The sequence below is a fragment of the Streptomyces sp. NPDC028907 genome (assembly GCF_055564995.1).
This window is the reverse complement of record NZ_JBVHVE010000028.1, coordinates 1-23,997: the sequence shown is the minus strand read 5'-3', so window position 1 is coordinate 23,997 and position 23,997 is coordinate 1. Positions and strand designations below refer to the sequence as shown.

The following is a 23,997-nucleotide window of genomic DNA, read 5'->3' as shown; positions in this document are numbered from 1 at the left end:
CACCGTCAACCGATCGGCCGATGCGCCTTCGAGCGCGACGGCCGATGTGCGGCACCCCGCACCGCCGCGACCCTGATGCCATGTCCGTCATCGAAGTCACCGATCTGCGCAAGTCGTACGGCGGCCGGACCGTCATCGACGGCGTCTCCTTCAGCGTCGACGAGGGTGAGATCTTCGGCATCCTCGGCCCGAACGGCGCCGGCAAGACCACCACCGTCGAGTGCGTCGAGGGCCTGCGTGTCCCCGACGCCGGCCGCGTCCGGGTGACCGGCCTCGATCCCGTCGCCGAGCACGACAAGGTCGCTCATGTCCTGGGCGCCCAGCTCCAGGAGGGCCGCCTCCAGGAGAAACTCACCGTGCGCGAGGCGCTCGAGCTGTACGCCGCCTTCCACCCGCACCCCGCCGACTGGCGCCCCCTCGCCGAACGCCTGGGCCTGGCCGACCGGCTCGGCACCCGGTTCGGCAAGCTCTCCGGCGGCCAGAAGCAGCGCCTGTTCATCGCGCTCGCCCTGGTCGGCAACCCCCGGATCGTCGTCCTGGACGAGCTGACCACCGGCCTCGACCCGCGGGCCCGCCGGGACACCTGGCAGCTCATCGAGGAGGTGCGGGACAACGGGGTCACCGTCCTGCTCGTCACCCACTTCATGGAGGAGGCGCAGCGGCTCTGCGACCGGATCGCCGTGATCGACAAGGGCCGTGTCGCCGCCCTGGACACCCCGGCCGGGCTGATCCGCCGCTCCGCCGGAGCCACGGTGATCACCTTCACGCCGTCCGCACCGCTGGACGAGGGGGAGCTGAGCGCCCTGCCCGAGCTGGCTTCCGTACAGCTGAGGGACGGCCGCGTGACTCTCGCCGGCAGCGACGAGACGGTCAACGCCGTGATCACGCTGCTCGCCCGCCACCGCATCACCGCCCACCAACTGCGCGTCAGCGACGCCACGCTGGACGACGCGTTCCTGGACCTCACCAGGACGGACCTCACGGAGACCACGTCATGAACACCGCCGTACTGCGCACCGAGGCCCGGCTGCTCGCCCGCGAACCGGGCAGCCTCTTCTGGATCCTGGTGTTCCCGCCGCTGCTGCTGGCGATCCTCGGCGCCGTCCCGGCGTTCCGCGAGCCCCAGGACGGGCTCGACGGTCTGCGCGTCATCGACACCTACGTGCCCGTGGCCGTGCTGGTCGGCATGATCGTCGCCGGTGTGCAGTCGATGCCGACTGGCCTGACCGGCTACCGGGAGCAGGGCATCCTGCGCCGTATGTCCACCACCCCGGTCCGGCCGTCGGCGCTGCTGTCCGCGCAGATGCTGGTGCACGCCCTGGCCGCAGTGCTCTCGGCGCTGCTGGCGCTCGCGGTCGGGCGGTTTGCCTACGACGTACGACTGCCGCAGCAGCCGTACGGCTATCTGCTCGCGCTGGTCCTCGCGGTGCTCGTCGCGCTCGCCCTGGGATCGGTCATCGCGGCGGTGTCCCGGACGGTGAAGATCGCGGGGGCCGTCGGGACGGCGGTGTCCTTCCCGATGCTGTTCTGCGCGGGAGTGTGGCTGCCGGTGCAGGCCATGCCCGACGTCCTGGCCGACGTCGTCGGGCTCACGCCGTTCGGTGCCGCCGCGCAGGCCCTGAACGATGCCATGGTGGGCGACTGGCCCGGCTGGACCCACCTGGGCGTCACGGCCGGCTGGACCGTGGTGCTGTCGGTGGTGGCCGCGCGCTGGTTCCGCTGGGAGTAGGGGGCGGGCCGTGCAGACTGAGCCCATGGGGGCGACACGCGGCAGCGAACAGTGGTGGACCCGGTTCGAGCGGTGGGGGCCGTACGCCCTGCTGGGGACCGGGCTCGTCATCTCCGCCGCCACGAGGGACGTCATCCCCATGGACCGGGCGGCGTGGAGCACCGTCGCGCTGCTGGTCCTCGCCGCGCTGGGACTGCAGATGTGGTGGGAAAGGATGCCGAGCGGGCCGTCGGCCGCGGGCGCCTGCTACTTCGTGGCGCGCTGGGCCATCGCCTTCGTTCTCACCTGGCTCAATCCCTTCTTCGCCTTCTACGCCATCCTCGGCTACTTCACCGCGGACCGCCTGCTGCCCCGGCCGCTGGTGAAGCCCGGACTGTTCGCCACCGCCGTCGTCATGGCCGGTTCGAACGTCGGCGGCATGTCCAACCTGCGGTCGTGGACGGTCTGGGCGGTGTTCGCGGCGGTCCTCGGCGCGCACGTCGGGATGACTGCCGTCTTCGCCCGGTTCGCCGAGAAGGAACAGGAGCACGTCGACGCCCAGGCCGCGACCATCGCCGAACTCGAGCGCACCAACACGGCGTTGCAGCAGGCGCTCGACGAGAACGCCGCCCTCCACACCCAACTCCTCGTCCAGGCCCGGGAAGCGGGCGTCGCGGACGAGCGCCGCCGCCTCGCCGCCGAGATCCACGACACCATCGCCCAGGGCCTGACCGGCATCATCGCCCAGCTCCAGGTCGTGGCGAGCGCCCCCGACCTGGCGACCGCCCGCACCCACCTCGACCGCGCCGCGACCCTCGCCCGCCACAGCCTCGGCGAGGCCCGCCGCTCCGTGCACAACCTCGCCCCCGTGGCCCTGGAGCACGACGGACTGCCGCAGGCCCTGAAGAGCACGGTCACCGAATGGGCCGAACGCACCGGCGTGCGCGCCGACTTCACGGTCACCGGCGCCGCGGAACAACTCCACGACGAGCTCTCGGCGACCCTGCTGAGGATCGCCCAGGAAGCCCTCTCCAACGCGGCCCGGCACGCGCACGCCACCCGCGTCGGCGTCACCCTCTCCTTCCTCGGCGACGTCGTGATCCTCGACATCCGCGACGACGGCCGGGGCTTCGACCCGCTCGCCCTCCCCGAGCGCTCCCGCACCGGCGGCTTCGGCCTCGCCGGCATGCGCGCCCGCGCCGAACGCATCGCCGGCTCCCTCACCGTCGAGTCCGAGCCGGGGCACGGCACGGCGCTGTCGGCTCGCGTACCGTTGGTCCGCCATGACCAGTGACATCTCGCTGTTGATCGTCGACGACCATCCCGTCGTACGGGACGGTCTGCGCGGCATGTTCGAGTCCGCGCCCGGATTCACCGTCCTCGGCGAGGCGTCGAACGGCGTCGAGGCCGTCGACCGCGCCACCGCCCTCGACCCGGACGTGATCCTCATGGACCTGCGCATGCCGGGTGGCGGCGGCGTCGACGCCATCCGGGAACTGACCCGCCGCGCCGCCCGCGCGAAGGTTCTGGTCCTCACCACGTACGACACCGACTCGGACACCCTGCCCGCGATCGAGGCGGGCGCGACGGGCTATCTGCTGAAGGACGCCCCGCGCGACGAACTCTTCACGGCCGTCCGCGCGGCGGCCGAGGGCCGCACGGTCCTCTCCCCGGCCGTCGCCTCCCGCCTGGTCTCCGCCGTCCGCACCCCCAAGGCTCCCGGCAACGAACCCCTCTCCACCCGCGAACGCGAGGTCCTCGCCCTGGTCGCCAAGGGCACATCCAACCGCGACATCGCCCGCGAACTCTTCATCAGCGAGGCCACCGTCAAGACCCACCTCACCCACCTGTACGCCAAACTGGGCGTCAAGGACCGGGCGGCGGCGGTGGCGACGGGGTACGAGCGGGGGATCCTGGGCCGACCGGGACGGAGCTGACTTTCGTCGCCCCCCGCCGCCCCTACCCGTCCCATCCCCAGGGGCTCGGCCCCTTCGACCCCGGGTCGTCCTTCGGGGGGCCGGCCGGTGGGGGCTGGTCGCGCCCACGCGGCGGAGCCGCAAATTGACACAGCCCCGCGCCCCTTTCTGGGGCTCCGCCCCAGACCCCGCTCCTCAAGCGCCGGAGGGGCTGGATTTGCCGGGCCGGGGCTGGATCTTTCAGCCCGTCCGGCGCTTGAGGACGAGCCATTGCCGTCCCGACCCCCCACCCACCCGCAGGGGGCTGCGCCGGCCCAGGCATCTTCAGCCCGTCCGGCGTTTGAGGACGAGGCCCGCAGGGCCGGCAGCGGGGGTCTGGGGGCGCAGCCCCCAGGGACGGGACGGGTAGGGGCGGCGGGGGCGAGGCCTCCTCACGCGACGGCCCGCAGCAGCAGCACCGCCCGCTCCGGCACCGTGATCGCCGCCCCCGCCCGATGCTCCACCCCCGGCGCCTCCTCCTGCTCCTCCCGCGACGTGTCGACGACCACCTCGTACCGCTCCGCCCACGGCGGCCCCGGCAGCACGAAGCTCACCGGCCGGTCCCCGGCGTGCAGCAGGGCCAGGAAGCTGTCGTCGAGGATCGGCGCCCCCCGCTCGTCGCGGCCCGGGATGTCCCGCCCGGACAGATACATGCCAAGCGTGGCGGCGGGCGCGTACCAGTCCCGTTCCGTCATCTCCGTCCCGCGCAACGTGAACCATGCCAGGTCCCGCAACCCGTCGGCCGAGTGTGCCCGCCCGGAGAAGAAGGCCCGGCGACGGAGCACGGGATGCCGGTGGCGCAGCTCGATCAGCCGGGAGGTCAGGTCGAACAGGGCCTTCCAGCCGGGGTCCTCCAGCAGCCCCCAGTCCAGCCAGCTGATCTCGTTGTCCTGGCAGTAGGCGTTGTTGTTGCCCCGCTGGGTGCGACCCAGTTCGTCGCCGGCGACCAGCATCGGCACGCCCGTCGACAGCAGCAGGGTCGTCAGCAGGTTCCGCAACTGCCGTCGCCGCAGCGCCCGGACGCGTTCGTCGTCCGTCTCGCCCTCGGCCCCGCCGTTCCAGGACCGGTTGTCGTTCGACCCGTCCCGGTTGCCCTCACCGTTCGCCTCGTTGTGCTTGCGCTCGTAGGACACCAGGTCGCGCAGCGTGAAACCGTCGTGCGCGGTCACGAAGTTGACGGAGGCGTACGGCCGCCGCCCGCCCCACGCGTACAGGTCGCTCGACCCCGACAGCCGGTACCCCAGATCCCGTACGTCCGGCAGCGCGCCCCGCCAGAAGTCCCGTACGGCATTGCGGTAGCGGTCGTTCCACTCCGTCCACAGCGGCGGGAACGCGCCCACCTGGTAGCCGCCCGAGCCCACGTCCCAGGGCTCGGCGATCAGCTTCACCCGCCGCAGCACCGGGTCCTGCGCGATGACCGCCAGGAACGGCGACAGCATGTCGACGTCGTGCATGGAGCGGGCGAGCGCGGCCGCGAGGTCGAAGCGGAAGCCGTCCACGCCCATCTCCGTCACCCAGTACCGCAGGGAGTCCGTGATCAGCCGCAGGACGTGTGGCTGCACCACGTGCAGCGTGTTGCCGCAGCCCGTGTAGTCGGCGTACCGGCGCGCGTCCGACTGCAACCGGTAGTACCCGCGGTTGTCGATGCCCTTCAGCGACAGCGTCGGCCCCAGCTCGCCCGCCTCCGCCGTGTGGTTGTAGACGACGTCGAGGATGACCTCGATCCCGGCCGCGTGCAGCGCACGCACCATCCGCTTGAACTCGCCGACCTGCCGCCCCGTCGTACCGGAGGCGGCGTACGCGGCGTGCGGGGCGAAGTAGCCGATGGAGTTGTAGCCCCAGTAGTTGCGCAGGCCCTTGCGCAGCAGATGGTCCTCGTGGGCGAACTGGTGCACCGGCAGCAGCTCCACCGCCGTCACGCCCAGCTTCACGAGATGCTCGATCGCCGCCGGATGCGCGAGACCGGCGTACGTGCCCCGCAGTTCCTCCGGGATCCCGGGGTGCAGCTTCGTGAACCCCCGCACATGCACCTCGTAGATCACCGAGTCGGCCCACGGCGTCTTCGGCCGGCGGTCGTCCGCCCAGTCGTCGTCATCGTGGACGACCACGCCCTTCGGGACGTACGGCGCCGAGTCCCGCTCGTCGCGCACCGTGTCGGCGACATGCTGCTGCGGCCAGTCGCGTACGTGCCCGTACACCTCGGGCGGCAGACTGAAGTCGCCGTCCACCGCGCGGGCGTACGGGTCGAGGAGCAGCTTCGCCGGGTTCCAGCGGCCGCCGGTCCACGGGTCCCAGCGGCCGTGCACCCGGTAGCCGTAACGCTGACCCGGCATCACCCCCGGCACGAACCCGTGCCAGATCTCGTGCGTCAGCTCGGTCAGCCCGGCCCGTGTCTCCTTGCCCTGGTCGTCGAACAGACACAGCTCGACGGCTTCCGCGCCCCCCGCCCACAGCGCGAAGTTGGTGCCCGCCACCCCGTCCGGGCCGACCCGGAAGCGAGCGCCGAGCGGCACGGGCGCGCCGGGCCACACGGGCACGGCAGGGGCCTTGCGCCGCGCGCCGTTCACGACGGCGGCCGGGCGCCCCTCCTCAGCGGCGACCGCCCCCGCCACCGCCTCCTGCTCGGCTGCGCTCGACACCTGTAGGCCTCCCACGGCTCAGGGACCACACGCATGTGGAAGGAGAGCCCCGGCGTCCCGGTCCGCGGCTCCCCATCGCGTAGTCCTCCCACATGTTCTGCCCACCGGCCGGGCAAGCGACCCCGGAGAAGTCGACCGCACCCCGGGGGCGCGGAGCCGTATCCGTCCGCGGCTCCGCCCGCGTGGGCGCGACCAGCCACGGCGAACCCGCGGACGGCCGAGGTCCGGCCCGGCACCTCGCGGCGGAGCGCCCCGGCGCCGACGTTTCCCAGGGGCCGCCCCGGTCGTTGGGGTGTTCGTGAGGCATGTACAAGGGCGCGCGCGGCGCGCGGGGGCCGCATTGGCCGCCGTACTGACATGGGCAGGACTGCTGGCCGGAGCCGCCGGCTGCACTACGGACGGCGGTGGCGTCGACCAGATGCTGGGCAAGGCGCCGGCGCCCGAGGACGTCATCCGGGTCACCCCCGACGATGACACCAAGGGCGCACGCCCCGACGACCGACTGCTCGTCCGGGTGGTCAGCGGGCGCCTGGAGTCGGTGAAGGTCGTCAAGTCCCAGGACGCCCAGGAGACCCCCGTCCCCGGGCACATCTCCAAGGACGGCCTGCGCTGGGAGCCCGAGGACCCCGGGCTGGCGCTGGCCGCCAAGTACACGATCGACGCGGTGGCCCTCGACGGCCACGGGCGCCGCAGCGCACGGCACACGACCTTCACCACGTACGTCCCCGACGAGCGGTTCATCGGCTACGTCGCCCCGGAGAACCGCTCCACCGTCGGCACCGGAATGATCGTCTCCCTGGAGTTCAACCGCGAGATCGAGAACCGGAAGGCCGTCGAACGCGCCGTCCACGTCACGGCCGAGCCCGCCGTGGAGATCCGCCCGCACTGGTTCGGCAAGGCCCGCCTCGACTTCCGTCCCGAGCACTACTGGAAGCCCGGCACCCGGGTCACCGTCGCCCTGCGGCTGCGGGACGTCGAAGGGGCGCCCGGGGTGTACGGGCAGCAGTACAAGACGTTCTCCTTCACCATCGGCCGCCACCAGGTCTCCGTCGTCGACGCGGCCCGGCACACCATGGAGGTCCGGCGCGACGGCGAACTGCTCACCACGGTGCCGATCACGGCCGGCGCCCCCAAGAACACGACCTACAACGGCAAGATGGTCGTCACCGAGATGCTCGAACTGACCCGGATGAACGGTGCGACGGTCGGCTTCCGCAAGCCCGACGGCAAGAGCGAGTACGACATCCCGGACGTCCCGCACGCCATGCGCCTCACCGACTCCGGCACCTTCCTGCACGGCAACTACTGGGCGGACGCCTCGATCTTCGGTCAGAGCAACGTCAGCCACGGGTGCGTCGGGCTCAGGGACGTCAAGGGCGGCGGCTCCGAGACGCCCGCGGGCTGGTTCTTCGACCGCAGCCTGATCGGGGACGTCGTCGAGGTGGTCCGCAGCAATGACAAAAAGGTCGCTCCCGACAATGGCCTTGGAGGGTGGAATATGGGCTGGAAGGAGTGGAAGGCGGGTAGTGCGGTGAAGTAACAGGACAGGGGGGTGGGTTCGGGGGTGAGTTCCCCGAACGACTCGACCGACCGGCTATCGGCCGATGTTGGAACTGAACGGTGACAATCGCGCGGCGCCGACGCACATGACCTTGTGGTTAATATGCGCCGGTGCGCGCGGGAAACGCGTGGGGGCGCGGGCCTGACCAGGGCCCGGGGAGGGGAGAACGACTTGAACGTGCGGCCGATATCGGGGGCGTCGGTTGACGCGGTGAACGCGAGGGGCGGCGCGGGCGGAGGGCGTCGGCGCAAGCAGATGGCGGTGCTGGCCGGGGCGCTGCTGCTCGCCGTCACCGCGTGCGGCGGGGGCGGCGGTTCCACGACGGGGGCCGGCGACGGGAAGGGCGAGGACTCCAGTACGGCGGAGGCCAGGAAGTCCCAGGCCGTCGTGACGATAGCGCCGGGGGACGGCGCCAAGTCCGTCGAGACCAGCGGCGCGCTGAAGGTGACCGCGGCCAAGGGCAGGCTGACGGACGTCGAGGTCAAGGACGCCAAGGGCAACGCGATAGCCGGGAAGATATCCGGCGACGGCGGCACCTGGACGCCGTCCACGCATCTGGCGGCCGCCACGAAGTACACGGTGCACGCGGTCGCCAAGGACTCCGACGGCCTGGAGGCCGCCAAGGAGGCCGACTTCACCACCCTGACCCCGAAGAACACCTTCCTCGGCAACTTCACCCCCGAGGACGGCTCCAAGGTCGGCGTCGGGATGCCGTTCTCGATCCGCTTCACCCGGGGCATCACCAACCCCGACGACGTCGAGAAGGCCATCACCATCAAGACCGAGCCGGCGGTCGAGGTCGCGGGCCACTGGTTCGGCAACGACCGCCTCGACTTCCGTCCCGAGAAATACTGGAAGGCCGGCACGAAGGTCACGGTCGACCTCAACCTCGACGGCGTCGAGGGCCGGCCCGGGGTCTACGGCGAGCAGGACAAGAAGCTCTCCTTCACCATCGGCCGCAACCAGGTCTCCGTCGTCGACGTGAAGACCAAGAAGATGAAGGTCATGCAGGACGGCAAGGTCATCAAGACCATCCCCGTCACCACCGGCAAGCCCGGGTACGACACCTGGAACGGCCAGATGGTCATGACCGAGAAGTTCGTCGAGACCCGGATGAACGGCGACACGGTCGGCTACGACGGCGAGTACGACATCGAGGACGTCCCGCACGCCACCCGGCTGACCGACTCCGGCACCTTCATCCACGGCAACTACTGGGGCGGCGGCGCCTTCGGCAACTACAACGCCAGCCACGGCTGTATCGGCCTGCGCGACGTCAAGGGCGCGTGGGACAAGGGCACCCCGGCCGCGTGGTTCTTCAATCACTCGATGATCGGCGACGTGGTGGTCGTGAAGAACTCCAACGACGCGACGGTGGCTCCGGAGAACGGGCTGAACGGCTGGAACATGTCCTGGGAGAAGTGGAAGGCGTAAGCCCACGGCGTTCCACGGCCCCGGTGCCTGCCTCGATGTGAGGTACGGCACCGGGGCCGTACTCGTTGGTCCCCGTGCTGTGCCTGCCTGGGGGACAACCCCCAGACCCCCGGCCGAGTGTGATCGACCGCACCCGAGCCCTACCCGTTAGTCCCCGTTAACCTGCCTCCATGACCGTGAATCTCGAAGTCGCCGAAGGCGTCGGCACCCTCCGCCTCGACCGTCCGCCGATGAACGCGCTGGACGTCGCCACCCAGGACCGGCTCAAGGAACTCGCCGAGGAGGCGAGCCGGCGGGACGACGTACGGGCCGTGGTGATCTACGGCGGGGAGAAGGTGTTCGCGGCGGGCGCGGACATCAAGGAGATGCAGGCCATGGACCACACCGCGATGGTCCTGCGCGCCCGGGCCCTTCAGGAGTCGTTCACCGCGGTGGCCAGGATCCCCAAGCCGGTGGTGGCGGCCGTGACCGGCTACGCCCTCGGCGGCGGCTGCGAGTTGGCGCTGTGCGCGGACTTCCGGATCGCCGGGGACAACGCCAAGCTGGGCCAGCCCGAGATCCTGCTCGGTCTGATCCCGGGCGCGGGCGGCACCCAGCGGCTGGCCCGTCTGATCGGCCCGTCGAAGGCGAAGGACCTGATCTTCACGGGCCGGATGGTGAAGGCGGACGAGGCGCGGGAGCTGGGCCTGGTGGACCGCGTGGTGGCGCCGGACCAGGTCTACGCCGAGGCGCACGCCTGGGCGGCGAAGCTGGCGCAGGGCCCGGCGATTGCGCTGCGCGCGGCCAAGGAGTCGATCGACACGGGTCTGGAGACGGACATCGAGACGGGGCTCGCGGTGGAACGGGGCTGGTTCGCCGGTCTGTTCGCGACCGAGGACCGGGAGCGGGGGATGCGGAGCTTCGTGGAGGAGGGTCCGGGGAAGGCAAAGTTCCTCTGAGGGGCGCCGGGCGCGCGGGCCGCGGGCCGGGAACTCCCGGTCCGAAAGTCCGCCGAACCCCTTGCAATTGACAGGACGTCTGATTCCGGGTCCCTCGATGGGGCGGTTTATGGGAGCCTTAAGGCAACCTTAAGCGTGCCTTGTCGAGGGAGCCTGTCGATTGCCTCCAGTGGACCCTTCGTCGCAGGTCAGCCAGGCTGTGGGCGGCTCCGAACTGCCTCTGTCATATGCCGACCGAGTCGTACGGAATGAGCGCTTCCGGGGGGTGTATTCCTCGGGAACGGCCCCGGAGGGCCCGACGGGCGGCCATGATGGGGGCATGGCGGGGCTGGAGGGTGTCGAACAGCCGCGGGGACACAGCCGTGCGACCACGGCGCGCTGGTCGCCGGCGGTCGAGGATGAAACTGCCGCGAAGGCGCTGGAGCTGTTCGGCAACCCCACGGAGGCTGAGGTCCCGCTGCCGTCCCGCCCGGAATCCGCCGCCACGGCACGACGTCTGGCGCAGGTGGTGGTCCTGAGTCAGTGGGGCCTGACCCCGAAGATGACGGAGGACGCGGTCCTGCTCGTCTCGGAACTCGTCGGCAACGCCGTCCGCCACACCGGCGCCCGCGTCTTCGGCCTCCGTATGCGCCGCCGCCGCGGCTGGATCCGCATCGAGGTCCGCGACCCCTCCCGCGGCCTGCCCTGTCTCATGCCGGTCCAGGAGATGGACATCAGCGGCCGGGGCCTGTTCCTGGTCGACAAACTCTCCGACCGCTGGGGCGTGGACCTGCTGCCGCGCGGCAAGACGACGTGGTTCGAGATGAGGGTGGCCGACCGCTGACGGTTGCCTCCGGGTTGAGCCGGCGAGGCTTCGTCGGCCCAGGCACTTTCGGCCCGTCCGGCGTTTGAGGGTGAGGCATGGAGGGCCGACAGCGGGGGTCTGGGGCGCAGCCCCAGGGAGGGGACGGGTAGGGGCGGCGGGGGCGAAAGGCGCTGGTCCGGCGACCCGTGCGGGCGGGTTATCCGGCAAATCGTACATTTTCTGGTGTAAAGCTCATTAAATGGTCGAAGTTGTCGCCCCCACCCACCCCGGAAGACCTGCTGATGAACCTCATGCACCGCACCCTCCTCGCCGGCGTCGGCCTCGTCGCACTCGCCGCCTGCGGCACCGAGCCCGCCCGGGACCGGACCCGCCCCACCGACCCCCACGGCACCCAGGCCGCCATCCCCGCCCCGGAGAAGAAGGAGACCGTCCGGGGCCTGCCCGGCATGCCCCCCGTCCTCGATCCGAAGGACGTGTACGCCGCCGACCGCCCCAACAAGCTCTCCCCGGTCGTCAAGGACTTCCCGTCCCGCGTCTACGTCCCCAACACCGAGTCCGACACCGTCTCCGTCATCGACCCGAAGACGTACAAGATCATCGAGACCATCCCGGTCGGCCGCCAGCCCCAGCACGTCGTCCCGTCCTGGGACCTGAAGACCCTCTGGGTCAACAACAACCGCGGCCACACCCTCACCCCCATCGACCCGAAGACCGGCAAGGCGGGCAAGGAGGTCGAGGTCCACGACCCCTACAACCTCTACTTCACGCCGCACGGCAAGTACGCCATCGTCATGGCCTCCCTCGACCGCGAACTCGTCTTCCGCGACCCGCACACCATGAAGCGGATCAAGACCGAACCCGTCACCTGCTACGGCGTCAACCACGCCGACTTCTCCCTCGACGGCCGCTACTTCATCGTCTCCTGCGAGTTCAGCGGCGAACTGCTGAAGGTCGACACCCAGAAGATGAAGGTCGTCGGTCAGCAACGGCTCCCCTTCGACGGCGCCATGCCGCAGGACGTCAAGGTCTCGCCCGACGGCAAACGGTTCTACATCGCCGACATGATGGCCCACGGCATGTGGGTCCTGGACGGCGACAAGTTCGACGAGCCCACCCTCCTGCCCACCGGCAAGGGCTGCCACGGCCTCTACGTCAGCCGCGACTCCCGCGAGATGTACGTCTCCAACCGCGGCGAGGGCAGCGTCTCCGTCTTCGACTTCACCAAGAACAAGCTCACCAAGAAATGGCACCTCCCCGACGGCGGCAGCCCCGACATGGGCGGGGTCTCCGCCGACGGCAAGGTCCTGTGGCTGTCCGGACGGTACGACTCCGAGGTGTACGCCATCGACACCCGCACCGGCGAGCAGCTCGCCCGCATCCCGGTCGGCAGCGGCCCGCACGGCCTCGCCGTGTACCCGCAGCCGGGCCGCTACTCCCTGGGCCACACGGGCATCTTCCGGTAGCGGAAGGCCAGTTGCCCCCCGTGCACGTTGACCGGCGGTCAGCGGACACGCCGCCGTACGGGTGAGGATCCGGGCCGCATCCCCGCCGGCCCGGAATCGTGCTCCCCATGATCACAACTCGCCTGCGGCGGCGTGCCGCTGCCGCCGTCCTGTCCCTCTCGGCCGTCTTCGCGACGACGGCCGCCACGGCCCCAGCGTCCCCCGTCTCGGCTCCCGCGACCGCCGTCAGGGCAGCCGCCCCGGCCGCCGCTCCCGCCCCGGCGGCCTGTCCCGTCCAGTTCGACGACCGGATCAAGGCGGCCGTCGACCGCCGTGTCGAGGTCGACCGCATCACCCCCGACCCGGCATGGCGCACCAGCTGCGGCACGCTCTACCGGGCCGACGGCCGCGGCCCGGACATCGTCTTCGAGGAGGGCTTCAAGCCCAAGGACGTCGTGGGCGGCCAGTACGACCTGGAGCAGTACGTCCTGGTCAACCAGCCCTCCCCGTACGTCTCCACGACGTACGACCACGACCTGTACAAGAACTGGTGGCGATCGGGCTGGAACTACTACATCGACGCCCCCGGCGGCATCGACGTCAACAAGACCATCGGCGACACCCACAAGTGGGCCGACCAGGTTGAGGTCGCCTTCCCCGGCGGTATCGCCCGGAAGTACATCATCGGCGTCTGCCCGGTGAACAAGACGACCAAGGTCGAGATCATGAGCGGCTGTCAGAGCAACCCGCACTTCGAGGCCTGGCACTGAGCAGCAACTCCGCGCCGACCGGACGGTAGCCGGCCGCCTGGAACGCCCGCACACTGCGGGCGTTCCCCGGCGCGACCTGCGCCCACAGCGGCTCCGTGACGAGATGCCGGGCCGCGCTCGCCAGCCGCCGCCCAAGCCCCCGGTGCCGTACGTCCTCGTCCACCTCGACGGAGACCTCCAGCCGCCCGGCGACCCCGCGCCCCGTCACGAGCACGCCGCCCTCGGCCGCCCACGCGCGCACGTCGTCCCGCCGCCGACGGGCGTAGACGATCCGGGGATGGCCGGTGTCCTCGATCTCCCTCAACTCCGACGCGAGCGGCGGCTCACCCGGCAGCGGGTCGCCTACCAGGACCGCGTCGACGGTCTCCGCCGCACGGCCCGTGCGCTCCATCAGGGCCGCCAGGAAGAGCGGGTTCAGCGTCGCTGACAGGGCGTCGCAGTCGAGGCCGCGCAGGGTCTCGTACACCCACATCGGATCCTCGTCGGTGACGACGACGGAGTGCGCGGTGAAGGACAGGACGCCCGCGGTCCGTTCGCAGGGCTGGGGGACGACGGTCGTCCGGCCGTCCGCGGGCGGGAAGACACCCCGCGCCGCCGCGTCCAGAATGTCCCGCAAGCTCTCCACCACGGCCGCCACCCCCGCGCCCTTGAGTCTCCACCCACTGGAAGGCCCACACTCCCAGACATGATCGAAGACGGCACCGCCCTTTTCACCATCGGCGAGCTGGCCCGGACCACTGGCCTGACCGTCCGGACCATCCGCTACTGGTCCGACGAGGGCGTCCTGCACCCGGTGACCCGCTCCCCAGGTGGCTATCGGCTCTACGACGCCGAGTCCGTCGCCCGCCTGGAGCTGATCCGCACGCTGCGCGAACTGGGCCTGGGCCTGGCCGACGTACGGCAGGTGGTCAGCGGCGAGAAGGACGTGGCGTCGGTCGCGGCCGCGCATGTGGCCGCGCTGGACGCGCAGATCCGGTCGCTGAAGGTGACCCGGGCGGTGCTGTCGACCGTGGCGCGACGCGGCTCGACCGCGGAGGAGATGACGCTCATGAACAAGTTGGCGCGACTGTCGGCCGCCGAGCGGCGACGGATCCTGGAGGAGTTCGTGGACGAGATGTTCCACGGACTGGACACCGCGGACCCCGTGATCCGCGACCGGATGCGGGAGATGGCCGTGGACCTGCCGGACGAGCCCACGTCCGAGCAGGTGGACGCCTGGGTGGAGCTGGCCGAGCTGCTGCAGGATCCCCGCTTCCGGGCGCGGATGCGCAAGGTGGCCGAGTTCAACGCGGCCGGCGGCGGGGCCGATGCGCCCGCCGGGGCTTCGATGTGGTTCTCCCGCAAGCTGGTGCACCTGGCAGCCGAGGCGCGGGCGCGGGGCATCGCACCCAAGTCGCCCGAGGCCGAGCGGATCCTGCGGGACCTGCTCGGCGACGCCGCCCCGGCCGCCGTGCTCGAACGCCTCCGGTCGAGCGTGAGCGACGAGGTCGCCCGCTACCGCGAGCTGCTGGCCGCGGTGAAGGGCCAGGGACCCGCCGCCGCGCACCGCGCCGAGTTCGCCTGGGTGGTCGCCGCACTGGAGGCGCGGACGGGCGGTTAATCTGACCTTCGGCAGCAAGCCAGCACAACACGACAGACGTGAGTAAAGGGGCGGACCGGTGGCGCACATCGACATCGAGGAAGCACGCAAGCAGTTCGAGCGCATCGATGCGGACGGTGACGGCACCATCACCGCCGCCGAGTTCAAGTCCGCCCTCGCGCAGGGCGGCGACTGGAACGTGACCGAGGCGGTCGCCGAGGCGATCATCAAGAGCCGCGACCTCAACGGCGACAAGCTGCTGTCGTTCGACGAGTTCTGGGCCTACCTGAACAAGTGACCCGTGCGAAAGGGGCGCCCGCCGGCCCGCGCGGCGGACGGGCGCCCCTTCGTCATGTCCGGCGCCGGACCGACACCGTCCAGCGACCGCCGTGGCGTTCCAGGGGCGAGCGGCAGGTCGAAGCACTTGCCGACCTGGTCGCCGGTGAGGACGCACAGGGCCATGGACATCGACCACGACCATGCGTGTTGCCCGGGTAGGCGGAGCAGCGGTGAGTGCGTGCGGGGCCCGATCTGCAGCAGCTGCAACTTCCGTGCACTGGGCTGGTACGAAGCTCTGCCGCCCGAGCTTCGTACCTTCGATCTGCTCAACACGTACCTCTCTGATCCGCCCGCCAAGCAGCTCAGGACGAAACTGGCTATGTCGGGTGACCGACCGTCATGCGTTCTCCGCCCACTCCCGCAGCGCGGCCTTGCTCGCGAAGTTCGCCACGTTCTTGTCCAGCGGGTTGTCGGTGTACTGGTGGAAGCGCCACTTCGCCTGGATGCGGGGCTTTCCTGCCGTCACGTAGTCGGCGATCCAGAGGCCGTCGCCGGCGTATGACGTCGTGTCGACCGTCAGCCAGTAGTGCCTGTTGGCGTAAAGAATCACCGGATTGTTCGGCCGCTTCTCCTTCACCTTCCGGATGAACAGATCCTTCTCCGCGTTGCTCGCATGCGTCCCCGAACTCGTCGTCTCCCAGTCGACGGCGAGGATGTCGCCGGCCCGCTCGGGGGCCTTGCTCACGAAGTAGTCCGCCTGGGCGGAGAGGTTGCCGGGCCAGAGGAAGTGGTAGAAGCCGACGACCAGGCCGGCGTCGCGTGCGCGTTTGGTCTGGGCGGCGAGTTTGGGGTTGATGTAGGAGCGGCCCTCGGTCGCCTTGATGAAGACGAAGGAGATGCCGTCGGTGTCGTAGGACGAGGACTGGTACGCGCTGACATCGATGCCACGGATCATGGGGGAACTCCCTGAAGTGCTGGTGAGGGGGGAGGAGTTGGACCGGGTGGGGTGTATGCCCCACCGTGGCATGGCTGACGCGTACCTGACGGGGAATCGCCGACATTCGGTCGTGTGGGGGAGGGCGATGGACCGGAGACAACTATCCGGCCGGGTGCACCCGCATCACGCGGACGCCGCGGCGCTGGAGCTTCGCGACGGTGTAGTCGCGTCGCCGCCACGCCCGGAGGGCTCCGCCGACCAGGTCCTCGGCCTCCTCGCGCCGAAGGTGTCGGTGCCTGTTCTTGACGAGCGGCGGCCGGTAGCCGGGCACCACGTCGAAGCCGTGCACTTCGGTGAACGACTCGCCGAACCCGTCCGTGGCCGCGAAGTAGGTGACCCAACGGGCGTGGTCCTCGAACCGGGTGGGGTGCACACCGGGCCGGCCGAGCACCAGGTCCGCCACGATGGCGGTGACCTCCGGGCACTTGTTGGTGATCGAGGCCACGGGATCGTTGGCCAGGTCGCCCATGACGACGATCGGCTTCTGCGCGTTCTCGGGCCGGAAGACCCGCACGTGGTAGTCGGCATGGCCGTACCAGTCCGGTGACCGGTAGGGCAGCGCGTACTGGTCGATCACCAGCACCGCCTCGTCGGCCAGCGTGGGCTCGGACTTGCGACGGAACAAACTCATGTCTGTTTCCTCAGCAACGTCGTGATCTCGGCGCCCACGTCCTCGGTGAGCGCACCCTCGCAAGGGATGCCAAGGATTTCCGCGAGCTGCCGGCCGTGCAGGTCGACAGCGGACTCGGCGAGTTCCGCGAACGCCGCTCCCGCGATCCGCGCCCGCCGCCACGCCGTGGCGGCCGTGACGGCACCGGCGACCGCCGAGGGCCACCACACGGCACCCACGGCGAGGTAGCCGACGGCCCACACCATCAGCCTGGCCGCGGCGGCGAGCCCGGCGCGGCACGCGGCGATCTCGGCGCGCACGTCCTCGGCCAGCGTGAGCCAGATACGTGGCCACACGGAGGCGATGTCGAGCCCGTAGGCCCTCCAGACGCGTGTGTCGACGGCGGCGATACGGTCGCCGAGCCAGAACGGGCGGGTCGGCGCCGTGATACCGATCCCGTTGCGCCGGGCGTTGAGCTCCTGGGCCCGTGCCGCGGCCGGCGCCGCTTCCGCGGTGCCCTCGGCCCTGGCGGCTTCCACCAGAGCGTGGTTGAACGCCGTTTGCGCGGCGTCCCACCGCCGCCGGCGCCGGTCGGCGAGCCATCGGGGCCGGGTGGCGAGCCACAGCCGTTCCACCGCCACCCCCAGCGCGGTGGCGGCCAGGCCCAGGCCCGCCGAAGCGGCCAGCAGTGCGGTCAGAAGGAGGATGAGCGTCCCGGTGTTGTGCAACGCGGGCTCGGTCGACAGTTCATTGAGCCGGGTGAGCAGCAGGCCGGTGTCGTGCCAGTGCCGGTGCCGGAGCGTCACCCCGACGGCGGCCACGCTCAGCAACAGCACACTCGGTCCGAGCAGCAGGGCGATCCACCGCTCGGCCAGCTTGCCCCCCAGCGCCTCGAGGAACCGGGTCATGACCGCAGCCTCGTGAGGACCATCGGCTGCCGCTGCGCCACGCACAACGGCGGTTCCGCGCCCGGCGCCTCGACCCGGGTGCAGACACCGCCGGGACATGCCAGCACCTCGAGCACGCGGTGTCCGTCGCCCGCGCCGGGAAACCGTTCGTAGGAACGGACCGGACTCAGCCCCGCGGCGTGCCCTGCCCTCAGCAGCCGCTCCTCCAACTCGTCGAAGTCGTCGGCGAGTTCACCGGGCGCCACGCCGCCGCACACGCGGCGGACGATCGACTCGGCGAGCGCCCTGACCGCTGGCGAGGTCCGAACCGGGTCGGTATCGTCGGCCAGACGTTGGCACAACACGGCCAGTTGGTCAGCGGTCATCGCAGTGAGGATAGTTGCGGAGTGACCAGCCCGACACCCTTGGACAGCGAGATCGAACTCAACCGGGCCCGGGCGGCGCAGGGTTCGCTGAACGCGATGAACGACCTGGCCATGGGGTTGCGCGACCGCTACCGGCGCACGGGGGACACGGCTGACCTGCTGGAAGGGATCGCGCAGTTGCGGACCGCCATCGGTTACGTGCCGGATCACCCGGTCAGGTACCCCTTGCTGGTCGGCCTGAGCAACCTGCTGCACGACCACTTCCTCTGCTTCGGCGACCTGTCCGTGCTGCACGAGGCCCTGGCCGGCTGCGACGAGTCGATCCCGCTGCTGGACGAGGAGAACCGGCTCGTGGCGGCGATGGTGCGCAGCGAGACGCTGATCCTGCTGGGCGAGCACACCCGCGACCCCGCGTACGTGGACGAGGCCGTCGAGTCGGCGTCACGGCTGCCGCCAGTACCGGCCGTGCGGTACGTGCTGGGCAAGGCGCTGTACGTCCGGCACGAACTGACCCACGACCACACGGCACTGCGCGACGCGGCCCGCGTCCTGGAGGAAAGCGTTCTCGCGACGCCCCCCGACGATCCCCACTACGCGCTGCGGCTCAACCAGTTGGGCGACGTGCTGCAGCGGTCCGCGGAACTCACGGGTGACGAGTCCGTGCGGGAGACCGCCGTCCGGCACCTGCGGGACGCGATGGCGCGCGTTCCGAGCACCTCACACGCACTGCGGCACCACAAGGTCGATCTCGCCGCCGCGTTGCGCGACCGCGGCAGAAGGACCGGTGATGTCTCGGCGTTACGGGAGAGCGTGGCCCTGCTGCGCGAGGTGCTCGAGGCGACCCGGCCGGATGGGCCCTTGTGGGCGAACCGCTGCGAGAACTACCTGATCGCCGTGTGTGACCTCGTCGCACAGACCGGCGAGATCGACGTGCTGGACCAGGCCGTGGAGATCGGCCGGTCAGCGCCCGGCGGGAGCGGTCGGACAGGCATGATCCCACTGCTGCTGGGGCTGCTGCACAACGAACGGTTCCGGCACACGGGGCTGGAACGCGACCTGGGGCAGGCTGTCGCCGCGTACACCGAGGTCGTCGAGACGGTGCCGTACGGCGAACGGATCCACGCGGTCGCGCTGGGCAATCTGGGCCGGGTCTGGTTGTCCGAGTACGAGTTCAGCGGCGACCTGGAGGCGCTTCACCGGTCTGTCACGGCGCTGGGCAGCGCGGCCCGGGCGAGCGCTCCCGGCACGAAGGAGCGCGGAGAGGTCCAGCTCAACCATGGCGGCGTTCTGTACGCCCAGTACGAACGCACCCAGGATCCCGCGGTCCTGGCCTCGGCGGGCCGCGCCTTCCGTGAGGCGGCGGAGACCGAGGCGCTGCAGCCGATGGGGCGGATCAAGGCCGCACGGGCCTGGGCGCACACCGAGGTCGAGGCCGGGCGGTGGGACCGGGCCCGGGACGCCTACGCGTTCGCGGTCGGCCTGCTGCCGCTCGTGGCGCCGCGGCGTCTTGCCCGCGTCGACCAGCAGCGGGCGCTGATGGAACTCGACGGCCTCGCCGCAGACGCGGCCGCCGGCGCGTTGCAGACGAACGACCCGGAGACCGCGGTGCGGCTGCTCGAACTCGGCCGTGGCGTGCTCGGCGGGCAAGTGCTGCAAAGCCGCAGCGACCTGTCCCGCCTGCACGCGGTGGCGCCGGCACTCGCCGAACAACTGGGCGCCGCGTTCACCCGGTTGACCCCGTCCGGGCATCTCATGGGCGCCGCCGCGGACGAGCGGCACGACCTGGACGTCCGGTTGCGGCACCTGCTCGACGAAGCGCGTGCGTTGCCGGGGTTCGCGGACTTCCTCGCCCCACCCGAGCTCGACGACCTGCTGGAGTCCGCTGTGGACGGGCCCGTGGTGCTGATCAACGTGAGCGGACTCCGCAGTGATGCGTTGATCGTCCGGCCGTCGGGCATCACCGTGGTGGAGTTGCCGGGCGTGACACCGGACTCCGTGGCCGCCCAGGCGGACGCGTTCGGCGCCGCGTTGGCCGCGTCGACCCGGCCCGGTGCCGGCGAGGCCGGTGCCCAGGCCACCGTCACGGGTGTGCTCGGATGGCTGTGGGATTTCATCACCGAACCCGTGCTGAAGAGGCTCAGGCACACGGGCCCGCCGTCGGTCGGCTGGCCGAGGGTGTGGTGGTCGCCGGTGGGACAGCTGGCGCTGCTCCCGATCCACGCGGCCGGCCGGTTCCCGGACGGCACGTCCGTCCTCGACCGGGTGGTGTCGTCCTACACACCGACGTTGCGGGCCTTGCGGCATGCCAGGGCACAGCACGTCCGGGCTGGCGGAGATCTGGTGATCGTGGCGGTCGCGGAAGCATCCGGTGCGCGGGCGCTGCGCGGTGTGGAGCGGGAAGCGAGCAGGATCGCGGCGCTGACCCCGGCCACGAGGCTGGACGGCGCGGAGGCGACGGCCGACTCGGTCCGCGCCGCACTGATGTCCCACGCGTCCGCGCACTTCGCGTGCCACGCGGCGAGCGATCCCGACGATCCGTCGGCCGGTCACCTGCTGCTGCACGACGGGCCGCTCACGGTGCTGGACGTGTCCGCGCTCGACCTGTCCGGTGTCCGGCTCGCGGTGCTGTCGGCATGCGAGACGTCCCTCGGCACCCACCGGATCCCGGACGAGAGCCTGCACCTGGTGTCGGCGTTCCAGCTCGCGGGCTACCCAGCGGTCGTCGGCACACTGTGGCAGGTCAACGACCTCGTCGCCCGCAGGGTCGCCGTGGACCTGTATGAGGGCCTCGGTGAGGGCGAGGACGTCGCGGTCGCGCTGCACCACGCGGTGCGCCGCTGCCGCGAGCGTTTCAGCAGGAGCCCGACACTGTGGGCCGCGCATCTCCACTCCGGTCGGTGACCGGCCGGATCCACCCACGACAGGCTGTGACGGAGACAGGGGGAGACATGGCGTTCTGGAGAAGGAAGCGGAAGACCACCGACCACTACGTCGGTGACTTCGGCAGCGCCGAGATCAGCGTGACCGAGCGGCGGGGCGAGCTGCCCCTGATCGAGGTCGCGCTCTCGGTGACCGCCGAGTTCGCCCACGGTCTCGAATTCGAGCGCAAGCGCGAGGAACTCGGCCTGAACCACCCCGAGACGCTGCATGCCCTGCACGTGTACGCGGTCACGTTGGGCGCACTCCCCGGACGACGGGACGAGGCCGTCGAACTGCTGGAGTGGCTGGTCGCCGCCCGAGCGGACGACCAGGAGAACAGGCTGCCGGCGTTGAACGACCTCACCAGGCTGCTGCAGGACGGCGGCCACCTCGCCCTCGCCGAGGAGCGGCTGCGCGAGGCGCTGTCCGGCTGGGAACGGTTGCGCGGCCAGGACGACGAGCAGACGTTGCGGATCGCGTCGAACCTGGCGCAGGTCCTGACCGACCTCGGCCGCAGGGAGGAGGCGGAAGGGCTGATGCGGGACACGGTCTTCCGTCGCACCCGCACCCTCGGCGCGGCCCATCCGGACACGTTGAGCAGCAGAAACACCCTGGCGGGAACGTTGCGTGGTTCACCTGCCCGGCTCGCCGAGGCGGAGCAGATGTACCGGTCGATACTGGCCGACGCCGACGCCGACGCCGACGCCGACGCCGACGCCGACGGCATGACCGAAGTGACCCTGGCCGCGCAGCACAACCTCGCCGCCATCCTCACCTACCAGGGCAAACACGCCGAGGCACTCACGATGTACGGCAACCTGGTCGACGCCCGGTCGCGGTGGCAGGGCGACGACCATCAGCACACCTGGAACGCCCGGCGCAACTACGCCGCCGTGCTCAGCTCGCTCGGCCGTGTGACCGAGGCCGAGACACGGCTCACCGAAGCACTCGAGGGATTCCGGCGGGTCTACGGGCCACGGCACGCCGACACCCTCGGGGTACAGGTCTCCCTGGCGGCGACGAAGGCCAACCAGGGGCGCACCGCGGAGGCGGTGCCGTTGCTGCGCGACGCGATCGAGGGCTACCGGAGCACACACGGCCCGAACCACCCCCGTGTGCGCGAACTCACCGATGTCCTCGCGCAATTGAGCGGATGATCAGCGGCGCCCGGGCACCCGCGGCCTCAATGACACGTACCCGCAGGTCAGGCCGGTTCCCTCAGCACTCGATGATGTTCACAGCCAGCCCGCCCCGGGCCGTCTCCTTGTACTTCACCGACATGTCCGCCCCGGTGTCCTTCATCGTCTTGATGACCTTGTCCAGGGACACCTTGTGCGAGCCGTCCCCCCGCATGGCCATCCGCGCCGCCGTGACCGCCTTCACCGCGGCCATGCCGTTGCGTTCGATGCACGGGATCTGGACGAGGCCGCCGACCGGGTCGCAGGTGAGGCCGAGGTTGTGTTCCATGCCGATCTCGGCGGCGTTCTCGACCTGCTCCGGGGAGCCGCCAAGCACCTCCGCGAGCGCGCCCGCCGCCATCGAGCAGGCCGAGCCGACCTCGCCCTGGCAGCCGACCTCGGCGCCGGAGATGGAGGCGTTCTCCTTGAACAGCATGCCGATGGCGCCGGCGGCGAGCAGGAAGCGGACCACGCCGTCCTCGTCGGCGCCGGGCACGAAGTTGATGTAGTAGTGCAGGACCGCCGGGATGATGCCGGCGGCACCGTTCGTCGGGGCGGTGACCACCCGGCCGCCCGCCGCGTTCTCCTCGTTCACGGCCATCGCGTACAGCGTGATCCACTCCATGGCGAGCGCCTTGGGGTCGCCCTCGGAGCGCAGCTTGCGGGCCGTGTTCGCGGCCCGGCGGCGGACCTTCAGGCCGCCCGGCAGGATGCCCTCGCGGGACATGCCGCGCGACACGCACTCCCGCATGACCCGCCATATCTCCAGCAGGCCGGCCCGGATCTCCTCCTCGGTGCGCCAGGCCCGCTCGTTCTCCAGCATCAGCGAGGAGATCGACAGGCCGGTCTCCTGCGTCAGGCGCAGCAGCTCGTCACCCGTGCGGAACGGGTACTTCAGGACCGTGTCGTCGAGCTTGATGCGGTCCTCGCCGACCGCGTCCTCGTCGACGACGAAGCCGCCGCCGACGGAGTAGTAGGTCTTCGACAGCAGTTCCGCCCCGGACGCGTCGAACGCCCATATCGTCATGCCGTTGGCGTGGTACGGAAGTGCTTTACGGCGGTGCAGGACCAGGTCGTCGTCGAAGGAGAACGGGATCTCGCGCTCGCCGAGCAGCCGCAGCAGACCCGCCTGCTTGATCGCCTCGACCCGCTCGTCCGCCCCCTCCACGTCCACCGTGCGCGGCGAGGCGCCCTCCAGGCCGAGCAGCACCGCCTTCGGGGTGCCGTGGCCATGGCCGGTGGCGCCCAGGGAGCCGTACAGCTCGGCGCGTACGGCGGCGACGGAGTCCAGCAGATCCTCGTTGCGCAGTCGGCGGGCGAACATGCGTGCCGCGCGCATCGGGCCGACCGTGTGGGAGCTGGACGGGCCGATGCCGATCGAGAACAGGTCGAAGACCGAGATGGCCACGGTGGGACTCCTCAATACGGGGTGGAACAGGGGCGTGGGGTGTCCCGCTCACCTACGAGTGTGCGGGACACCCCACAAAAAGGGACTACTTGTTCAGACCGGGGTACAGGGGGTGCTTGTCGGCCAGCGCCTTCACGCGGGCCTTCAGGGCGTCCGTGTCGTACGACGGCTTCAGCGTCTCGGCGATGACGTCCGCGACCTCGGTGAAGTCCTCGGCCGTGAAGCCTCGGGTGGCCAGGGCGGGCGTGCCGATGCGCAGGCCCGAGGTCACCATCGGCGGGCGCGGGTCGTCGGGGACGGCGTTGCGGTTGACCGTGATGCCGACCTCGTGGAGCCGGTCCTCGGCCTGCTGCCCGTCCAGCTCGGACTCCCGCAGGTCGACCAGGATCAGGTGCACGTCCGTGCCGCCGGAGAGCACGTTCACGCCGGCCGCACGGGCGTCGGCGGCGGTCAGCCGCTCGGCGAGGATCCGGGCACCCTCGACCGTACGGCGCTGGCGCTC

General features: G+C 70.9%; 21 protein-coding genes and 2 pseudogenes. 15 read left to right on the top strand and 8 right to left on the bottom strand.

Annotated elements, in window-relative coordinates:
* The first annotated feature begins 80 nt into the window (after window positions 1-80).
* The 4 genes from ACZ4UU_RS43910 to ACZ4UU_RS43895 are packed head-to-tail and all read left to right on the top strand — an operon-like array spanning window position 81 to window position 3,645.
* Window positions 81-998 (top strand): ABC transporter ATP-binding protein, encoded by a 918-nt coding sequence (locus tag ACZ4UU_RS43910; RefSeq protein WP_471909056.1) that lies wholly within the window; start codon window positions 81-83, stop codon window positions 996-998.
* Window positions 995-1,729, top strand: coding sequence for an ABC transporter permease (locus ACZ4UU_RS43905; RefSeq protein WP_471909055.1), 735 nt, complete (start codon window positions 995-997; stop codon window positions 1,727-1,729). The genes ACZ4UU_RS43910 and ACZ4UU_RS43905 overlap by 4 nt, the downstream gene beginning before the upstream one ends.
* A 25-nt stretch (window positions 1,730-1,754) precedes the next feature.
* Window positions 1,755-3,002: a sensor histidine kinase gene (locus ACZ4UU_RS43900; RefSeq protein ID WP_471909054.1), complete on the top strand. Its 1,248-nt coding sequence runs from the start codon at window positions 1,755-1,757 to the stop codon at window positions 3,000-3,002.
* Window positions 2,992-3,645, top strand: a complete 654-nt coding sequence (locus ACZ4UU_RS43895; protein WP_471909053.1) for a response regulator — start codon at window positions 2,992-2,994, stop codon at window positions 3,643-3,645. The genes ACZ4UU_RS43900 and ACZ4UU_RS43895 overlap by 11 nt, the downstream gene beginning before the upstream one ends.
* Window positions 3,646-4,055: 410 nt before the next feature.
* On the opposite strand, the gene glgX is transcribed toward ACZ4UU_RS43895, so the two are convergent.
* A complete protein-coding gene (gene glgX, locus ACZ4UU_RS43890; protein WP_471909052.1) occupies window positions 4,056-6,302 on the bottom strand; it encodes a glycogen debranching protein GlgX in 2,247 nt (748 codons plus the stop codon).
* Window positions 6,303-6,600: 298 nt separating this feature from the next.
* On the opposite strand from glgX, the gene ACZ4UU_RS43885 reads away from it, so the two are divergent.
* The 6 genes from ACZ4UU_RS43885 (at window position 6,601) to ACZ4UU_RS43860 (ending at window position 13,252) form a co-directional block, all read left to right on the top strand.
* Window positions 6,601-7,842: a L,D-transpeptidase gene (locus tag ACZ4UU_RS43885; protein ID WP_471909051.1), complete on the top strand. Its 1,242-nt coding sequence runs from the start codon at window positions 6,601-6,603 to the stop codon at window positions 7,840-7,842.
* Window positions 7,843-8,034: 192 nt separating this feature from the next.
* Entirely contained in the window at window positions 8,035-9,297 is a 1,263-nt protein-coding gene (locus ACZ4UU_RS43880) for a L,D-transpeptidase (protein WP_471909050.1), read from the top strand.
* A gap of 170 nt (window positions 9,298-9,467) precedes the next feature.
* Window positions 9,468-10,235: an enoyl-CoA hydratase/isomerase family protein gene (locus tag ACZ4UU_RS43875; protein ID WP_471909049.1), complete on the top strand. Its 768-nt coding sequence runs from the start codon at window positions 9,468-9,470 to the stop codon at window positions 10,233-10,235.
* Between the two features lie 319 nt (window positions 10,236-10,554).
* Window positions 10,555-11,058, top strand: coding sequence for an ATP-binding protein (locus ACZ4UU_RS43870; protein ID WP_471909048.1), 504 nt, complete (start codon window positions 10,555-10,557; stop codon window positions 11,056-11,058).
* Between the two features lie 263 nt (window positions 11,059-11,321).
* Window positions 11,322-12,503 carry a YncE family protein gene (locus ACZ4UU_RS43865; RefSeq protein ID WP_471909047.1) on the top strand — a complete coding sequence of 394 codons (1,182 nt, stop codon included), beginning with the start codon at window positions 11,322-11,324 and terminating at the stop codon, window positions 12,501-12,503.
* Between the two features lie 107 nt (window positions 12,504-12,610).
* Window positions 12,611-13,252, top strand: coding sequence for an ADP-ribosyltransferase (locus tag ACZ4UU_RS43860; protein WP_471909046.1), 642 nt, complete (start codon window positions 12,611-12,613; stop codon window positions 13,250-13,252).
* Here ACZ4UU_RS43860 and ACZ4UU_RS43855 read toward each other — a convergent pair.
* Complete coding sequence (locus ACZ4UU_RS43855; protein ID WP_471909067.1) at window positions 13,206-13,877, bottom strand: GNAT family N-acetyltransferase; 672 nt, start codon at window positions 13,875-13,877, stop codon at window positions 13,206-13,208. The two genes, ACZ4UU_RS43860 and ACZ4UU_RS43855, sit on opposite strands and share 47 nt — an antisense overlap.
* Before the next feature lie 60 nt (window positions 13,878-13,937).
* Here ACZ4UU_RS43855 and ACZ4UU_RS43850 point away from each other — a divergent pair, with 60 nt between their 5' ends.
* From ACZ4UU_RS43850 to ACZ4UU_RS43840, 3 genes and pseudogenes are all read left to right on the top strand, one after another.
* Entirely contained in the window at window positions 13,938-14,852 is a 915-nt protein-coding gene (locus ACZ4UU_RS43850; RefSeq protein WP_471909045.1) for a MerR family transcriptional regulator, read from the top strand.
* 58 nt (window positions 14,853-14,910) lie between these two features.
* Complete coding sequence (locus ACZ4UU_RS43845; protein WP_393510438.1) at window positions 14,911-15,129, top strand: EF-hand domain-containing protein; 219 nt, start codon at window positions 14,911-14,913, stop codon at window positions 15,127-15,129.
* A 54-nt stretch (window positions 15,130-15,183) separates the two neighbouring features.
* A pseudogene (locus ACZ4UU_RS43840) lies at window positions 15,184-15,411 on the top strand (endonuclease domain-containing protein); the annotation flags it as partial.
* Window positions 15,412-15,507: 96 nt separating this feature from the next.
* Here the strand turns inward: ACZ4UU_RS43840 and ACZ4UU_RS43835 are convergent.
* The 4 genes from ACZ4UU_RS43835 to ACZ4UU_RS43820 form a co-directional block, all read right to left on the bottom strand.
* Window positions 15,508-16,065 carry a glycoside hydrolase family 25 protein gene (locus ACZ4UU_RS43835; RefSeq protein WP_471909044.1) on the bottom strand — a complete coding sequence of 186 codons (558 nt, stop codon included), beginning with the start codon at window positions 16,063-16,065 and terminating at the stop codon, window positions 15,508-15,510.
* 142 nt (window positions 16,066-16,207) lie between these two features.
* Entirely contained in the window at window positions 16,208-16,738 is a 531-nt protein-coding gene (locus ACZ4UU_RS43830; protein WP_471909043.1) for a hypothetical protein, read from the bottom strand.
* Window positions 16,735-17,625: a hypothetical protein gene (locus tag ACZ4UU_RS43825; protein ID WP_471909042.1), complete on the bottom strand. Its 891-nt coding sequence runs from the start codon at window positions 17,623-17,625 to the stop codon at window positions 16,735-16,737. Before ACZ4UU_RS43825 ends, ACZ4UU_RS43830 begins: the two co-directional genes overlap by 4 nt.
* A complete protein-coding gene (locus tag ACZ4UU_RS43820; RefSeq protein WP_471909041.1) occupies window positions 17,622-17,990 on the bottom strand; it encodes a hypothetical protein in 369 nt (122 codons plus the stop codon). The genes ACZ4UU_RS43825 and ACZ4UU_RS43820 overlap by 4 nt, the downstream gene beginning before the upstream one ends.
* Before the next feature lie 21 nt (window positions 17,991-18,011).
* Between ACZ4UU_RS43820 and ACZ4UU_RS43815 the strand changes: the two genes are divergently transcribed.
* Together ACZ4UU_RS43815 and ACZ4UU_RS43810 are read left to right on the top strand one after the other, a co-directional pair.
* Entirely contained in the window at window positions 18,012-20,891 is a 2,880-nt protein-coding gene (locus ACZ4UU_RS43815; protein WP_471909040.1) for a CHAT domain-containing protein, read from the top strand.
* Window positions 20,892-20,938: 47 nt separating this feature from the next.
* Window positions 20,939-22,066, top strand: a complete 1,128-nt coding sequence (locus tag ACZ4UU_RS43810; RefSeq protein ID WP_471909039.1) for a tetratricopeptide repeat protein — start codon at window positions 20,939-20,941, stop codon at window positions 22,064-22,066.
* Window positions 22,067-22,127: 61 nt separating this feature from the next.
* Here ACZ4UU_RS43810 and ACZ4UU_RS43805 read toward each other — a convergent pair whose 3' ends face one another.
* Together ACZ4UU_RS43805 and ACZ4UU_RS43800 are read right to left on the bottom strand one after the other, a co-directional pair.
* A complete protein-coding gene (locus ACZ4UU_RS43805) occupies window positions 22,128-23,495 on the bottom strand; it encodes an L-serine ammonia-lyase (RefSeq protein WP_471909038.1) in 1,368 nt (455 codons plus the stop codon).
* Window positions 23,496-23,580: 85 nt separating this feature from the next.
* Window positions 23,581-23,997: pseudogene (locus tag ACZ4UU_RS43800) on the bottom strand (serine hydroxymethyltransferase); the annotation flags it as partial.

Bases quoted from the DNA above. Each gene is read 5' to 3' on its own strand.
- ACZ4UU_RS43820 (WP_471909041.1), bottom strand. From the start codon at position 17,990: ATGACCGCTGACCAACTGGCCGTGTTGTGCCAACGTCTGGCCGACGAT.
- ACZ4UU_RS43895 (WP_471909053.1), top strand. From the start codon at position 2,992: ATGACCAGTGACATCTCGCTGTTGATCGTCGACGACCATCCCGTCGTA.
- ACZ4UU_RS43825 (WP_471909042.1), bottom strand. From the start codon at position 17,625: ATGACCCGGTTCCTCGAGGCGCTGGGGGGCAAGCTGGCCGAGCGGTGG.
- ACZ4UU_RS43850 (WP_471909045.1), top strand. From the start codon at position 13,938: ATGATCGAAGACGGCACCGCCCTTTTCACCATCGGCGAGCTGGCCCGG.
- ACZ4UU_RS43875 (WP_471909049.1), top strand. From the start codon at position 9,468: ATGACCGTGAATCTCGAAGTCGCCGAAGGCGTCGGCACCCTCCGCCTC.
- ACZ4UU_RS43900 (WP_471909054.1), top strand. From the start codon at position 1,755: ATGGGGGCGACACGCGGCAGCGAACAGTGGTGGACCCGGTTCGAGCGG.
- ACZ4UU_RS43835 (WP_471909044.1), bottom strand. From the start codon at position 16,065: ATGATCCGTGGCATCGATGTCAGCGCGTACCAGTCCTCGTCCTACGAC.
- ACZ4UU_RS43810 (WP_471909039.1), top strand. From the start codon at position 20,939: ATGGCGTTCTGGAGAAGGAAGCGGAAGACCACCGACCACTACGTCGGT.
- ACZ4UU_RS43830 (WP_471909043.1), bottom strand. From the start codon at position 16,738: ATGAGTTTGTTCCGTCGCAAGTCCGAGCCCACGCTGGCCGACGAGGCG.
- ACZ4UU_RS43860 (WP_471909046.1), top strand. From the start codon at position 12,611: ATGATCACAACTCGCCTGCGGCGGCGTGCCGCTGCCGCCGTCCTGTCC.
- ACZ4UU_RS43870 (WP_471909048.1), top strand. From the start codon at position 10,555: ATGGCGGGGCTGGAGGGTGTCGAACAGCCGCGGGGACACAGCCGTGCG.
- ACZ4UU_RS43905 (WP_471909055.1), top strand. From the start codon at position 995: ATGAACACCGCCGTACTGCGCACCGAGGCCCGGCTGCTCGCCCGCGAA.
- ACZ4UU_RS43910 (WP_471909056.1), top strand. From the start codon at position 81: ATGTCCGTCATCGAAGTCACCGATCTGCGCAAGTCGTACGGCGGCCGG.
- ACZ4UU_RS43865 (WP_471909047.1), top strand. From the start codon at position 11,322: ATGAACCTCATGCACCGCACCCTCCTCGCCGGCGTCGGCCTCGTCGCA.